We start from the raw sequence: 14,516 nt of genomic DNA on the forward strand, positions 1-14,516 counted from the left end.
ACTTTCGAATGGATCTTAGAGCAGGCGATACAACGGTGACTCGGCCGGCTGGCAGGGGCGATAAAATACGGGTGTGTGCTGGTAAACTCTATGTTCTCCCATGCAAATATAGAAACATAATCCGCACCACCTCTCCCCGAAGCCGTCATAATGACCAACTACAAAAAAAGTTCGTTTTTCAATAAGCTCCTCAAATCCGACATGAATTTTTGAAATAACGGTTCCAGCATTTCCAGGCTGCAACAGTTAGTTTTTAGAATCATTGCAGAAAGCAAAGCAATGAGGTTTTCCGCAACTATGACTAAGAGCCCTATTTTCATAAAGGCTCAAAAACTGGTTATCGGCACAACGCCCAAATTGAGCACTATAGCGATTGACGGTTACTCTAACCTCTCTAGTTTTGCCTTCTCCTTTTCAACCCAGCAGGCCTCACAGATTGGATTTCTGTCATCATCACTTCTTTCTACCATAATATGAGGATGTAATAAGGGCAGTTCTTCTCCACATTCATTACAGGTGACTATTAACCCTTGCAGTTTGCCTTTTGACGAATGGTTCTGCTTTTTCATCCAAACCTCCTTTTCTCCTTTTTAACAGTTTTCCATCGAAACTTAAAAAGATAAGAAGCAAGCTTCCGAAGTCATGGAAAAGAGGACCCAAAAAATATTTCACAGTATATTTCGTTCCTTATATCTTTTTATGTTTATCATTACAAATCAGGGAGCTCACCGTCAAGCAATTTTCTAATTTTACAATTAAAAAGAATATTTACCTAATTTCCGGCAAGGAAATGAACCCAGTCCTTTGACAATAAAAATCATGGAACAGGATCTTATCACTCACAATTTGCAGTGCTCATAAATTTGTTTGTTTTCAAATTACAATTTATTATGGTCAAACCATTTTATTTTTGCACCAAACGAACTTTTCGAACAAATTGAACTCTTTCATAAATAATATAGATAAAGAGTCGTAAAAACGCATATCTTCCTATAATAACGTTGATTGGCGAAGAAAAAAAATGAGGGAAAACAGTAGCTTCTTTATTTTTAAGTTGACAAAAAGCTCGACTTAAAATAGGAAAATCCTAGCTGGCAAATTAAACTTAACGGGGGTAAGTTTTTTCCTGCCAATACTATATCGATACTGTAATTCTATAAAATCAAAAACAACTCTCCTAGCCTGTTTTATGTTAAACTGGATACTCGTAGAAGGAGCTATACCGAAACCAACTTATTGGTTCGATTAACCTCGTAAAAAAGAGTAAAAAACCATTTTAAAAATTGTCAACTACTTAGCAGATCAGCTACTTAAACCAAAAAGGAGCAATCGTAAAAAAGTGTTTGAAAGTTTGACAAAAATAGTCTTGCAAAGAATTCAACGAGTTCCACTAGCCACGACTTTAAAAAAAGCCATGATATAACTAGCTGCTTTGGCAGCTAGTTATATCATGGCTTTTTTTTGTGCAAAAAGTACTGAGAAACATTTTGTTTCTCCGGATTAACAAGAAAGCTTGTGATGGACAGGAAGAGATAGAAAATTGGAAAATTACGCTGAAATGTACTGGACAGGTTTATCTCCCGATGAAGCAAGGGAAGCGCTTGTCAACAAAGACAAGTCCATGAAGGACAAGCGAATGACGCTGAAAGAAGCGGTAAGCCAATTTATAAAAGACGGCGATAACGTAGGTGTTGGAGGCTTTGTAAATATCCGTCAACCCATCGCTATCACCCATGAAATGGTACGTCATGGTTTCAAAGATCTAACCCTTTCCTGGCAGTCCGCCGGTATGGCCCCTGACTATCTCGCCGGCGCAATGATGCTCAACCCCGACCACTTTTCTATCAAGCGCATTGAGCTTGCTTACTGGGCTCACGAAGCATTTGGCCTATCTCCGATGTTCCGTTTTCTTGCTGAGCGCGGCATGCTGGAAATTGAAGACTGGAGTAACTACAATATGTCAGCAAGGTTCAAGGCTGGTTCCATGGGCCTACCCTTCATTCCAACCCGTGGTCCTCTTGGCGGTGACATTCCATCTAGTTGCAGAACCAAAATTATAGATTGCCCTTTTACCGGTCGCCCAATTGCTCTCCTGCCGGCGAGCAATCCTGATGTTGCAATTATTCACGTTCAGGTAGCCGACCAATACGGTAATTGTATTATTCGTGGTACTGACGCAACCTGTGCTGAAATTGCCATGGCATCAGCGCATACCATCGTCACCTGTGAGCAACTCGTCTCCCATGAACTGATCACACAAACTCCGAAAGATGTTGGTATTCCATTTGTGGCCGTTGATGCAGTTGTTGAAGTGCCATTTGGAGCATACCCAGGTGCGTGTCGTCGTCACTATTACTTTAATGGTGATCATATTAGTGCATTCCACGCCGGAGCTACTGAAATGTGCAAAGGTGGTGCACCTGATACTTTAAAGACCTATTACGATGAATATATCTACAACACAAAAACTTTTGAAGATTTCATCGCGAAGTTTCCGGTTAAAAAATTGATAGCAGATCAGAAAGCAGAGTCTTTCAACTGTGAACGATTGGCCTGAAAATCGAAATTAACCGAAAATTATTGTTAAAATAATAGACTAGGAATCACATGACAGCTTCTAAAGATTACACCGCTCAGGAAATAATCGTTGTGGCTGGTGCTAAAGTATTAGAAGATAATAAAATAGTATTTGTTGGAACCGGCCTTCCTATGGTCGCTTCACTGCTGGCCAAACAAACCCACGCTCCAGGCCTCATCCCGGTTTTTGAAGCTGGTGCGGTCGGTCCTCCGTTAAATGTCGGATTACCAATTTCTGTTGGTGATTCAAAAACATTTACCGGAGCGTCGTTTGTTGGTGGCCTGAATGCTGCGTTTGAACTCACTCAACGAGGATTTGCTGATTTCGGTTTTATTAGTGGTGCTGAAGTTGATAAGTATGGTAATCTCAATTCTACCATGATCGGTGACTTCCCTGCAGGATACCAGACGCCAAAAGTAAGGCTACCCGGTAGTGGTGGAGCAAGTGATATGGCTGCATCCTGTGAACGAACTATTTTGATCGTTCCCCATGACAAACGTAAATTCACTGAAAAACTGCAATATGTAACCAGTCCCGGTCACCTTGATGGATCTCCTGGTGCTCGTTTCGATGCAGGATTGCAGGGCAAAGGACCTTATCGACTCATCAGCACAAAAGGTATCTTTGATTTTGAAGAAGAATCAAAAAGAATGCGTCTGATACACTATTTCCCGGGTGAAACAATTGAATCTGTTCAAGCGGCAACTGGTTTTGAGCTGCTAGTAGCGCCTGATGCAAGTGAATTTGCACCACCAACAGAAGAAGAAGTAAGGATGATTCGTGAAGACATTGACCCTAATGGTGCATTTGTAAAACGAGCAAAAAAGAAAGTAAATAAGAATATCAATTTAACAGCACAACAAATGTAGCACTGCTTTTTCCGGTTTAACTACCCTGCAAAGTACTTTTCAGAGGTGAAACTGCTTTAGCCTGGTAGTAGTACCACCCGATATATTCTATTTTATTTGTGAAATATCACGGAAGTATCCATTCAAATATTTAGTAATATTATGCTTATTTGAAAGTGATTCTTCTAAAAAGGAAAAATTTTTCTGCATCAATAAAGTATGTAGAAGGTAAAAACAGGGAGAAATAACATGAAAATAGAAAAAATTGATCACCTTGGTATCGCGGTTCCTAGCATTGAAGATGGAAAAAACTTCTGGTCAGATGTGCTTGGACTTGAGTTGGAAGGGGCAGAAACAGTTGAAGAGCAAAAGGTCACAACAGCATTTTTCCCTGTAGGAGAAAGTGAAGTAGAACTGCTTGAATCTACATCTCCGGATGGACCGGTTGCTAAATTTATAGAAAAAAAGGGCGCTGGATTTCAACACGTAGCATTCCGTGTAGCAGATATTAATGAAGCACTTGATGAACTGAAAGAAAAAGGAATTAAATTAATTGATCAAACCCCTCGTATTGGAGCTGGTGGAGCACAGATTGCATTCCTGCACCCAAAGGCGACTGGTGGAATACTGGTAGAACTTTGCCAAAGAGATTAAAAATATTAAAGCCTCTCACCTCGCGGCAACGAGATGAGAGGCTCCTTTTTGCTTAATTTCCCTTTTTTTTCTGAACTGAAAAGTAAACATTAACTTTTTAGCGTAGAAAAATCAGTTTGTTTTAAGCTTTAACTAACGGGAACCATCCCACAAACAAGGAGTAAGGACATGGCACAAAACCCTAATTACAACGAATGGGTGGAAATGGCGACCAAGCAGATGAAAGGCAAATCGCCTGATACCCTGACTTGGAAATCACCTGAAGGTATTGATGTAAAATGCCTCTATACTGCCGCAGATATAGAAGGAATGGATACTGTTGGTTCCCTGCCTGGTATGGCTCCCTATACCCGTGGACCAATGGCAACCATGTATGCTGGACGTCCTTGGACAATCCGTCAGTACGCAGGATTCTCCACTGCTAAGGAATCAAATGCTTTTTATCGTCGTAACCTGGCAGCCGGTCAGAAAGGTCTCTCTGTAGCCTTTGACCTTGCAACCCATCGTGGTTATGACTCAGACAACCCACGCGTTGCCGGTGATATTGGTAAAGCAGGTGTTGCGATTGACTCTATCGAAGATATGAAAATCCTCTTTGATGGCATCCCGCTTGATAAGATGTCAGTTTCCATGACCATGAACGGAGCTGTTATTCCTATCCTCGGTATGTGGATTGCTGCAGCCGAAGAATCAGGAGTAAAACAGGAACAACTGAACGGAACCATTCAAAACGATATTCTCAAAGAATACCTGACCCGTAATACCTATATCTATCCTCCTGCACCTTCTATGAGGATTGTTTCTGATATTATGGCGTTTGCTTCTAAAAATATGCCGCGATACAATACCATCAGTATCAGTGGTTACCATATCATGGAAGCAGGAGCAGACTCTGTTCTTCAAACTGCCTTTACCCTCGCAGATGGTATTGAATACGTTCGTGCAGCTATTGCATCCGGTATGGATATTGATACCTTTGCACCTCGTCTTTCTTTCTTCTTCGGCATCGGCATGAACTTCTTCATGGATATCGCGATGCTGAGAGCTGCTCGCTTCTTATGGCATCGATCCATGCAACAGTTTAATCCAAAGAATCCTAAGTCTTCCATGCTCCGTACACATTGCCAGACATCTGGTTGGAGTTTGACAGAACAGGATCCATACAACAACATTATTCGGACAACCCTGGAAGCGATGTCTGCTACCCTTGGTGGTACCCAGTCACTGCATACCAACTCCTACGACGAAGCTGTTTGTCTGCCTACAGACTTCTCTGCACGTATTGCACGTAACACCCAGATCATCATTCAGGAAGAAACTCACACCTGTAAAGTTGCTGATCCACTTGGTGGCTCCTACTATATTGAGTATCTGACCAACCAGATTGTTGAGAAAGCTCAGGAAATCCTCGACGAAATTGAAGAAATCGGTGGAATGTCTAAAGCCATCGAATCCGGTATGCCGAAAATGCGTATCGAAGAATCAGCTGCCCGTCGTCAGGCACGTATTGACCAAGGCTCTGACGTTATTGTTGGTGTTAACAAGTATCGCCTCGAAAACGAAAAACTTGACTTCGATATCCTTGAAGTGCCTGATTCTGTCCGCATTGAGCAGATCGAACGTATTAAAGAGATTAAATCAACCCGTAACGAAGCTGAAACCCAAGCATGCCTTGAAGCAATTACCAAAGCTGCTGAAGGTAATGGTAACCTGCTTGAGTTTGCAGTTGCTGCCGCTAAAGCTAGGGCAACAGTTGGAGAAATTTCTGACGCTATGGAAAAAGTATTTGGACGTTATGTTGCAACAACCCAGTGTGTATCCGGTGCCTATTCTTCAGAATACAGTGAAGCTGACGCAGAGAGTGCAACTGTTATTGAAGACTTCCGTAAGCGTACCGAAAACTTCCTCGAAAAAACCGGTCGTCGCCCACGTATACTTGTAACCAAAATGGGACAGGATGGACATGACAGGGGTATTAAAGTTGTCGCCTCTTCTTTTGCTGATCTCGGATTTGATGTAGATATCAGCCCAATGTTCCAAACACCTGACGAAGCTGCAAAGATGGCCATTGAAAACGATGTCCATATCGTTGGCGCTTCCAGTCTCGCAGCCGGCCATAAAACCCTTGTACCTGAGCTCATTGAAAAACTCAAAGCACAGGGTGCTGGAGAAATTGGTGTGGTAGCCGGTGGTGTTATCCCCCCTAGCGATTATGATTTCCTCTACGACAATGGCTGTAAAGCTATTTTTGGTCCAGGTACCCCTATTACCACTTCAGCTGGTAAGGTAATGGATCTGCTTGAAGCCCAATACATCAAGTAATCAGTATATAAACGACTGATTCAACAGACGGGCAGTGACTCCAGCCTGCCCGTCTGCCTTCCCTCCAAAAATTTTTCCCTGAGAGTACCATCATGTACAAAGATCCCAGCTACTTTATTCAAGGTGTTCTCGATAATAACCGCCTGACGCTTGCACGTACTATTACACTCATAGAGAGTACACTGCAGACTCATCAGGATATTGCCAGAAATGTCATTAGTGAACTGCTGCCCCATACAGGTAAGGCAGTCAGGCTGGGTATTACTGGTGTTCCAGGTGCAGGAAAAAGCACGTTTATAGAAAGTTTTGGTAACATGCTCACCGGACTTGGGTATCGTGTTGCCGTATTGGCAATCGATCCCAGCAGTACCCGAAGCGGAGGTTCTATTCTAGGCGATAAAACCAGAATGGAAAAACTTGCCATCAATGACATGGCTTTTATTCGCCCCTCACCATCAGGCGGTAGTCTTGGTGGGGTCGCCCGAAAAACTCGTGAAACCATGCTCCTGTGCGAAGCCGCAGGTTTTGATGTAATCATTGTTGAAACAGTAGGTGTCGGTCAATCCGAGACTACCGTTGCGTCAATGGTCGATTTTTTTATGGTTTTGCAAATCTCAGGCGCCGGGGATGAACTTCAGGGCATTAAAAAAGGTGTTCTTGAAGTTGCAGATGCTATTGTAGTCAACAAGGCAGACGGTGACAATGTCACCCGAGCAAAACTGGCAAAAAAACAATATGAAACAGCTCTCCACTTGGTAACGCCATCTTCACCTAACTGGTCTCCACCAGTAATGACCTGCAGTGCCCTAGAAGAAATAGGCCTTGAGGAGGCTTGGGAAACCATAAAACAACATAAAAAAATTATGTCAGCCACTGGTGAGCTTGATGAAAAACGTAAAGATCAGGCAATGTCCTGGATGTGGTTTCTCGTTAAAGAAGGACTTGAAAATTGGTTCTATAACAACGAAGAGATAAAAAAAGTATTACCCACTATCACCGCTGCTGTCGAAAGTGGTAAAAAAGCTCCGACGCGGGCAGCCGATGAGCTTGTTTCCGTTCTCGGCTCAGACCTTCTTTTCTAGCAATTTAACAGTATCCTTTTTGTCTGCAGACAAGTAAAAGAGCGACTGTCGGTGCACCAATGAAGCATCAATTCCTTTTTGGTGCACCTTTTTCGGTAAAAGAATCAAATAAGCTCTCTCTCGTCTTGATCTTATCTTTACTGTCAAACGTAAACAAGCCCCCCACCTCTACTTCTCCTCTTTCCCCTGATACATCGACATCGGTCTATTTGCTTAATTGCATAATGTAGCATATGACTACTCTTCGAATTTCGCTTTTTACTCTTTAAATATTTTCACCTTTTTATACGCTGTCTATGAAAAAAAGATTAACGATTTGGACGCTCCTCTTTTCTATAACCGCGGCAGTTGCAGGTATCAGTGCAATAGTACTGTATGATCGCGTAAACACGCTAAACAAAGAAATAACCAGACGTTTTGATAACGACCGCTGGCAAATACCAGCCAGGGTATTTGCGCGACCTCTTGAACTCTACCCAGGAAAAAACATATCTTTAGCAGATCTCATTACAGAACTTCGCCAGGGAGGATACCGGCACAAAAATCCCCCCCTGTCAGCAGGAGAATACGCTACTCAAGGCAATCTCGTGTTTCTGAAAACAAGAGAATTCAATTTTTTGGATGGAAACCAGGGCAGCAAAGAATGCGCTATTCAATTTGATAAAAATACAATAGCAAAAACCTACGATATCACAACCCAACAACCGATAGATGAATGCCGTTTAGATCCGATTACTATAGGAAGCTTCTTACCTGAAACAGGAGAGGACCGAATTCTCCTCAAATACGAAGATCTCCCTCAACAATTTATTGACACTCTGCTTGCTGTAGAAGATAAAACTTTTTTTTCCCACATTGGCATAGATCCAAAAGGCATTTTACGAGCACTGTATCTCAACTTTCGTGCTGGAAAAGCAGTGGCAGGAGGTTCTACCCTCACACAACAATTGGTGAAAAATTATTTTTTATCCAATGAACGTACCTTACGCAGAAAGTTAAACGAGGCCATAATGGCCTTGATCCTTGAACAAAAATACGGCAAAGAGGAGATACTCGCTGCCTACTGCAATGAAATTTTTCTTGGCCAAAAAGGCAAAAGAGCAATCCATGGTTTTGCACTGGCAAGTCAATTTTACTTTCACAAAAAACTCACTCAACTTAATATCGCTGAAACCTCAATGCTGGTTGGCATTATAAAAGGACCATCTATTTATAATCCAATACAATTTCTTGAACGCTCACAAACCCGGAAAAATATTGTTTTACAAATTTTATTTGATGATAACATCATCGATGAGCAACAGTACCGCCAAGCCTTAGATTATAGTTTTCCAACCATTAATAAAAATGCACTCAGCCAGAGTTCCAATTATGTTTCTTTTATAGATTTTGTACAACGGCGACTCAGGCAGTCCTATTCTAAACAGGATTTAACAAGCCAGGGGTTATTAATTTTTTCCACCTTGGATCCTGTTATCCACACCAAAGCACACTCGCAGTTCCAGTCTACGGTAGCCGAAAAGAACAAGAGTAAGAAAAAACGGTTGCAAGGAGCGTACGTTATAGGTAACCGCCACACTGGTGAAGTAGTTTCACTCATGGGGGGAATACATCCTAGGATTGGAGATTTTAACCGAGCAATTGATGCGCAACGCCAAATCGGCTCACTGATTAAACCTGCAGTGTATCTCACAGCACTCAATTCAGGCTACAGCCTAGCGTCCATAATTAGTGATCATAGCGTCACGTTGGAAGATCCCTCGGGAAAGAGCTGGCAGCCACAAAATTACGATAAAACAGAACATGGCAATGTCATGCTCTATCAAGGCTTAGCTTATTCATTAAACCTTGCCACTGTTAACCTTGGACTACAGGTCGGTTTAACCAATGTAGTTGATACAGTGAAAAAGTTGGGAGTCACCAAAAACATCGAACTTTATCCCAGCATTTTACTGGGAAGTATTGAACTTTCTCCTCTACAAGTTATGCAAATGTATCAATCAATTGCTGCTTCAGGTTTTCAAACACCACTAAGGGCTATTCGAGGAGTATTAAATCAGGAAAAGGTTCCTATCCAAAGGAACCGCCTATCTGTGGAACAGCATTTTACTACTTCTGAAATGTTTCTCCTTCAATTCGCATTGCAAGAAGCAGTAAGAGTTGGAACCGGTAAGGGGCTACATAACCACTTCCCTGAATATCAAAGGGTAGCGGGTAAAACAGGAACCACAGATGGGTATCGCGACAGTTGGTTTGCAGGTTTTACAGGAGAGATGCTAGGTGTAGTATGGCTGGGATATGATGATAACACCAGCACTGGACTGACAGGAGCTTCAGGTGCCATGGATGCCTGGGGCAGCATTATTAAAACCTTGCCGTATAGCAAAGTTGAACCGGATACGCCGAGTAACATCCATTGGCGAAAAATAACACCTCCCAAGGTTAAACCATCAACCAACTCAGTAAACCAATCTCTATATTTGCCCATGTTAGGTAAAGGAAATACCAATCACACCCCTTCACAAAAAAAGGGTAAGGGATCAAACAGTCTACAGGACAGTGTTGAATCTCTTTTTGATTCAATCTTACAAATATTCAACTGAAAACAGATGATGCAATTACCTGCCACCAACATTTCTTTTATATTAATGGCTTTCACTGCGCTACTTGTAACAGGCTGCGCTGACATGCAACAAGGCGTACCACAAGCTGTTCCGCAAAAAGAAATTTCATACTCAGTTACTGCCAAAAACTATACAAGTTTGTCTTTAGTAAAAAAATCGAAAAAAGCACTGAACGCAGGTGATTTTGATTTAGCCGAGTCGCTACTTGAACGAGCGATTAGAAAAAATCCTTACAATGGATGGCTCTGGTTGGATCTTGCCATAGTTAGCTACGAGCGTGGTGACTATGATCAAACTTTGCAGTTATGTAAAAAATCCGTAAGCCTCGCACAAAATGATAGGGATCTACAAAATAAAAACCAACAGCTTATGCAACAGGCCTACAAAAAAGAATAGCCAAAGCATGAAAAAATCTATTTTCCATAAAACCAGGGCGTATGGATTTAACTGGGGAGGCTGATCGTTTTTTCATACAGAGGGAAGGCACTGCTTTTTGATGTTATTTTGGTAACAACCCACTTGGTTGATAATCTTTGATCTATTATATCAAAAACCTGCACTGCTTACAGGCTCCTCATATTTTGGGGATACGATTTTTCGCAAGTAAAGAAAGACTCCGATCACCTATTATGCAGGAGATCGGGACCTTTTAAAGCAGAAGCGACAACTAATAGGAGCCCCAGTAGGGTAACCGCTGAGTTACTTTTTTGAAGAGGAGACGGCTTAGCCTTCGATCTGTCTCCCGGTTTAAAAGACAAATATAATAAGTCGGCTGAAATTGCGGGAATTACCTGGCTGAGTATTGTACGAAATCACCATAAAGAAAAAAGGGAAAGTTTCCTATGAAACTTTCCCTTTGCATTTTAGACTGCTTGCACAATGAATCAGCCTGAAATCTTTTTAGATCATGCTGGATATTTACCGGAAATATAATCCTTAAGGTAATGGTTCTCTACTTCCTTATCTTTAATCAATGCTTTTACAACATCACCAATGGATACCAGTCCTTTGAGTTGATCCTTGTCCATAATAGGGATGTGACGGATACGATTTTCGGTCATGATCGCCTGAATATAGTCAATGTCATCGTCTTCTGAGGCAGCGATAATATCTTTGGTCATCACTCGACTGACTTTCTGTAAGGCGCAATTTTCATCAGTACATCCTTCCTGAATGGCTTTCAAGATGTCATTTGGAGCTACGATTCCTTGAATATTATCATTTTCATCAACTACGAGCAGAGAACCGATTCTTTCAGCGAAAAACTTGTCTGACGCTGCCATCAGGGTAGAATCCTGATTAATGGTGTGCACGACTGTGCCCTTAGCCTTAAGTATATCTTTAACTTTCATGTTCGATACTCCTTTTGAATAAGACTTCGATCAGCAGCGATAGGCGCAGTGCTTCGAAGTATTTGCTTTCGATGAGAGCAATTTAAATAATTACCGGATACAAACCAATTACAAATACACAGGCCGCTAAAATAAAGGTGCCGACCGGAGCATATCTATTGGATGTGGTATCTTCAAAGCTATCAGTGGCTTCATGAAAGTACATATTAATTACTAATCGCAGATAATACCACATTGAAAGAATACTGCTGATAATACCGAAAACAGCTAAGGCGATCTGTCCTGCATCAATGGCACTGGTAATGATGAAAAATTTGCCCATGAAACCGGCTGTTGGCGGTATTCCAGCCATTGAAAGCAGGAATATGGTAATAGCTGCTGCTGAAAATGGCCTAACCCGTGCTAGACCTTTAAAGTCATCAAAACTTTGCCTCTTTTCACCATCACCACCGAGGTAAGAAAGTGCAGCAAATATACCAAGTGTACCAACTGCATAGGCCGCCAGGTAGTAGAGAATAACATTACCGGAAAAATTCTCAGCACTCACTGCTACAAGCGCAATAAGCAGGTAGCCGGTATGTACAATACCGGATGCAGCAAGCATTCTTTTCAAGGTATCCTGACCGATAGCGATGAGGTTACCAACAAACATGGTGAATATGGAAAAGTAAAACAGGTAAGTAACCCAGCTACTGCGAAGAGTTTCGTCAGCTACTAAAAAATTGGCGAATACAGCAAAAATTGCTGTCTTAAGCCCAGTAGCCATATACCCCGTGATTGGTGCGGAAGCACCGTCATAAACATCAATAACCCATGCGTGGAAGGGAAAAGCAGCTGCTTTGAATAAAAAGGCCACAATTACAAAAAAAGACCCTGCTACCAGTGCTGGATTATTAAAAAAACCTTTTTCAGCAACGAATTGACCGATACTGGAGAACTGGGTTGAATGCGCGCCACCATATATGAGCGCAGCTCCCATTGTAAAAAAGGCTCCAGCAAAAGCACCAAGCATGAGGTACTTCATGACAGCTTCTGCAGCGGTTTTATTCTTTCGGTCGTAGCCGACTAGAATATATATCGCGAGTGACATTATCTCAAGTGCCACAAATACGGAGATAAGTTCTTGAACCATTGTCAACAACAGCATGCCGCACGCTGAAAAAGTAACAAGACTGTAAAACTCAGTGGTACAGAAATTGTTCTGTTTAAAATAAGTCTGGGCACTCATGGCAGTGAAAAACCCACACCCAAGAATAATAAGTCCTGCGACCCTGGTGAAATTACTTATAACAAGCATGTTGTTAAAAACGGTTTCATAAGGGGCCACGTTTCCGGTAATACAGTTAGACAGCTGCACGAGAAAAGCGACACCAAAAATCCCCATGCAACCAAATGCAGCCTGTTCGATAGTGACCTTTTCGTATGCTGCCGCCAGCATTAACGAAATGGCGCCCGCTGTAATAAGTATGAGCGGCATTAGTAACATAAAATCGTTTGTCATGATTAGCCCCTGGCCTTAATTCTTCTTTTCTACTGTATGCCCTTCTACTGGTTGGGCGTGAGTACTTTGAGCTATTTGTATTGTGTCTGCCTTGGTTAAAGCAGCTATATGCTGCTGGGCGGCAGGTTCAATTTTACTGAGAAAGGGTTGGGGGTAAAGCCCCATGATAACGATAAGAACAATAACGGGTAAAAAGGTGAGTCCTTCTGTAATGCTCAAATCAGTGAACCCTTCGGTTCGCTCATTGGTTGTTTCATAAAATACACGTTGAAACATCCACAACATGTAACAAACTCCAATAATAAGAGTAGTACCGGCTAGAACTCCTATCAACACATTAAACTTGATAGCACCTAAAATAATGAGGAATTCACCAATAAAACCGGAGGTTCCAGGAAGGCCTACAGAGGCGAGCATGGCAATCGCAAAGAAAAAGGCAAAAACAGGAGCTTTATACGCTATCCCGCCAAGATCTTCAATTTTACGGGTTTTCATTTTGTCTTCAAGTATACCGACAAAAAGGAACAGGACACCGGTACTCGTTGCATGGGCAACGATTTGATATATACTACCGGTCAATGCCTGAACATTGAGACAGAAAACACCAAGGGCAATGACTCCCATATGCGATGCAGATGAAAAAGCCAACATTCGTTTCACATCTTTTTGGGCAATGGCAGTTATACCACAATACATCATGCCAATCACACCAGAGTAGGCAAGCAGTAAGGCAAAGCGGGCAAACTCACCATCAAACACAGGTACAACAAAACGTATAACCGCGTAGACACCAATTTTAGCCATAATAGCAGACAAGACAAATGTCGTGGCAGTAGGTGCTTCGGTATATGCGTCCGGCAACCAGGTATGAAAAGGAAAAAGAGGAATTTTGATTGCAAAAGCAATCATGAATCCGAAAAAAGCAAGTACAGCTACAGGGCCTGCAAGTTGGAGTTGAGACATCTGCGAGATCGCAAAATTCCACTCACCAAACTGCGAGTGATAGGTAACTCCAACATAAACAATTGAAGCCAGCATCAGCAGGGATCCGGCAATGGTATAAATAGTGATTTTTAAGGTTGCTTTAATCCTTTTTTCTCCACCATACATACCAAGCATGAAGAATATAGGAAGGAGCATAATTTCCCAGAAAATGTAAAACAACACCATATCGGCGGCACATAAGGCACCGGCCATGGCCCCTTGTACTATTAAAAGGTTGGCGTAATACCCTTTCTCTTTCGTGGTAAAGAGAAGATATACCATCGGCATAAGAACGGCTCCTGCAAGGAGGACAAACAAGCTAATGCCGTCAAGACCTAAATGATAATTGATGCCAAACGATGGGATCCAAGGCACATTTTCAACGAACTGCAGGGCGGCCTGTTCTTTAAACTTAAAGAAAATGTCTAGACCGAGAATCAGACTCGCAAAGGAGATTACCAATCCGGTTAATCGAGCTAGACCTTTTCCAGCCGGCGTAAGCAGCAGAATTAGTCCTGCAACTATCGGCAGGAATATCATTACTGATAGAACGTGTTCAAACATTGTTACA

11 protein-coding genes are annotated in these 14,516 nt (G+C 42.1%); 7 read left to right on the forward strand and 4 right to left on the reverse strand.

Going from position 1 to position 14,516, the window contains the following annotated elements; genetic code table 11:
- Positions 1 to 380 precede the first annotated feature (380 nt).
- Positions 381 to 569 (reverse strand): hypothetical protein, encoded by a 189-nt coding sequence (locus ACHZCY_RS04945; protein WP_205222325.1) that lies wholly within the window; start codon positions 567 to 569, stop codon positions 381 to 383.
- A gap of 971 nt (positions 570 to 1,540) precedes the next feature.
- Here ACHZCY_RS04945 and ACHZCY_RS04950 point away from each other — a divergent pair.
- From ACHZCY_RS04950 to ACHZCY_RS04980, 7 genes are all read left to right on the forward strand, one after another.
- A complete protein-coding gene (locus ACHZCY_RS04950) occupies positions 1,541 to 2,557 on the forward strand; it encodes a CoA transferase subunit A (RefSeq protein WP_205222324.1) in 1,017 nt (338 codons plus the stop codon).
- A 50-nt stretch (positions 2,558 to 2,607) separates the two neighbouring features.
- Positions 2,608 to 3,447, forward strand: a complete 840-nt coding sequence (locus ACHZCY_RS04955; protein ID WP_205222323.1) for a CoA-transferase subunit beta — start codon at positions 2,608 to 2,610, stop codon at positions 3,445 to 3,447.
- Positions 3,448 to 3,675: 228 nt separating this feature from the next.
- Positions 3,676 to 4,080, forward strand: a complete 405-nt coding sequence (gene mce, locus ACHZCY_RS04960; RefSeq protein ID WP_205222322.1) for a methylmalonyl-CoA epimerase — start codon at positions 3,676 to 3,678, stop codon at positions 4,078 to 4,080.
- 168 nt (positions 4,081 to 4,248) lie between these two features.
- A complete protein-coding gene (gene scpA, locus ACHZCY_RS04965; protein ID WP_319548048.1) occupies positions 4,249 to 6,402 on the forward strand; it encodes a methylmalonyl-CoA mutase in 2,154 nt (717 codons plus the stop codon).
- 92 nt (positions 6,403 to 6,494) lie between these two features.
- A complete protein-coding gene (gene meaB, locus ACHZCY_RS04970; RefSeq protein ID WP_319548049.1) occupies positions 6,495 to 7,484 on the forward strand; it encodes a methylmalonyl Co-A mutase-associated GTPase MeaB in 990 nt (329 codons plus the stop codon).
- Positions 7,485 to 7,780: 296 nt separating this feature from the next.
- Complete coding sequence (gene mrcB / locus ACHZCY_RS04975; protein WP_319548050.1) at positions 7,781 to 10,087, forward strand: penicillin-binding protein 1B; 2,307 nt, start codon at positions 7,781 to 7,783, stop codon at positions 10,085 to 10,087.
- Between the two features lie 6 nt (positions 10,088 to 10,093).
- Positions 10,094 to 10,504: a tetratricopeptide repeat protein gene (locus ACHZCY_RS04980; protein ID WP_319548051.1), complete on the forward strand. Its 411-nt coding sequence runs from the start codon at positions 10,094 to 10,096 to the stop codon at positions 10,502 to 10,504.
- A gap of 509 nt (positions 10,505 to 11,013) precedes the next feature.
- On the opposite strand, the gene ACHZCY_RS04985 is transcribed toward ACHZCY_RS04980, so the two are convergent.
- The 3 genes from ACHZCY_RS04985 to ACHZCY_RS04995 form a co-directional block, all read right to left on the reverse strand.
- A complete protein-coding gene (locus ACHZCY_RS04985) occupies positions 11,014 to 11,460 on the reverse strand; it encodes a CBS domain-containing protein (protein WP_205222317.1) in 447 nt (148 codons plus the stop codon).
- 82 nt (positions 11,461 to 11,542) lie between these two features.
- Positions 11,543 to 12,961 (reverse strand): NADH-quinone oxidoreductase subunit N, encoded by a 1,419-nt coding sequence (locus ACHZCY_RS04990; RefSeq protein WP_319548052.1) that lies wholly within the window; start codon positions 12,959 to 12,961, stop codon positions 11,543 to 11,545.
- A gap of 15 nt (positions 12,962 to 12,976) precedes the next feature.
- Positions 12,977 to 14,509: a complex I subunit 4 family protein gene (locus tag ACHZCY_RS04995; protein ID WP_319548053.1), complete on the reverse strand. Its 1,533-nt coding sequence runs from the start codon at positions 14,507 to 14,509 to the stop codon at positions 12,977 to 12,979.
- Positions 14,510 to 14,516 lie beyond the last annotated feature (7 nt).

Source organism: Desulfogranum marinum, assembly GCF_963675105.2.
Taxonomy (GTDB): Bacteria; Desulfobacterota; Desulfobulbia; order Desulfobulbales; family Desulfobulbaceae; genus Desulfogranum; species Desulfogranum marinum.

What these genes read in the sequence shown, in the direction of transcription:
- ACHZCY_RS04955 (WP_205222323.1), top strand. Translation starts at nt 2,608, where the DNA reads ATGACAGCTTCTAAAGATTACACCGCTCAGGAAATAATCGTTGTGGCT.
- ACHZCY_RS04995 (WP_319548053.1), bottom strand. Translation starts at nt 14,509, where the DNA reads ATGTTTGAACACGTTCTATCAGTAATGATATTCCTGCCGATAGTTGCA.
- ACHZCY_RS04990 (WP_319548052.1), bottom strand. Translation starts at nt 12,961, where the DNA reads ATGACAAACGATTTTATGTTACTAATGCCGCTCATACTTATTACAGCG.
- meaB (WP_319548049.1), top strand. Translation starts at nt 6,495, where the DNA reads ATGTACAAAGATCCCAGCTACTTTATTCAAGGTGTTCTCGATAATAAC.
- ACHZCY_RS04945 (WP_205222325.1), bottom strand. Translation starts at nt 569, where the DNA reads ATGAAAAAGCAGAACCATTCGTCAAAAGGCAAACTGCAAGGGTTAATA.
- ACHZCY_RS04985 (WP_205222317.1), bottom strand. Translation starts at nt 11,460, where the DNA reads ATGAAAGTTAAAGATATACTTAAGGCTAAGGGCACAGTCGTGCACACC.
- mrcB (WP_319548050.1), top strand. Translation starts at nt 7,781, where the DNA reads ATGAAAAAAAGATTAACGATTTGGACGCTCCTCTTTTCTATAACCGCG.
- ACHZCY_RS04980 (WP_319548051.1), top strand. Translation starts at nt 10,094, where the DNA reads ATGATGCAATTACCTGCCACCAACATTTCTTTTATATTAATGGCTTTC.
- mce (WP_205222322.1), top strand. Translation starts at nt 3,676, where the DNA reads ATGAAAATAGAAAAAATTGATCACCTTGGTATCGCGGTTCCTAGCATT.
- scpA (WP_319548048.1), top strand. Translation starts at nt 4,249, where the DNA reads ATGGCACAAAACCCTAATTACAACGAATGGGTGGAAATGGCGACCAAG.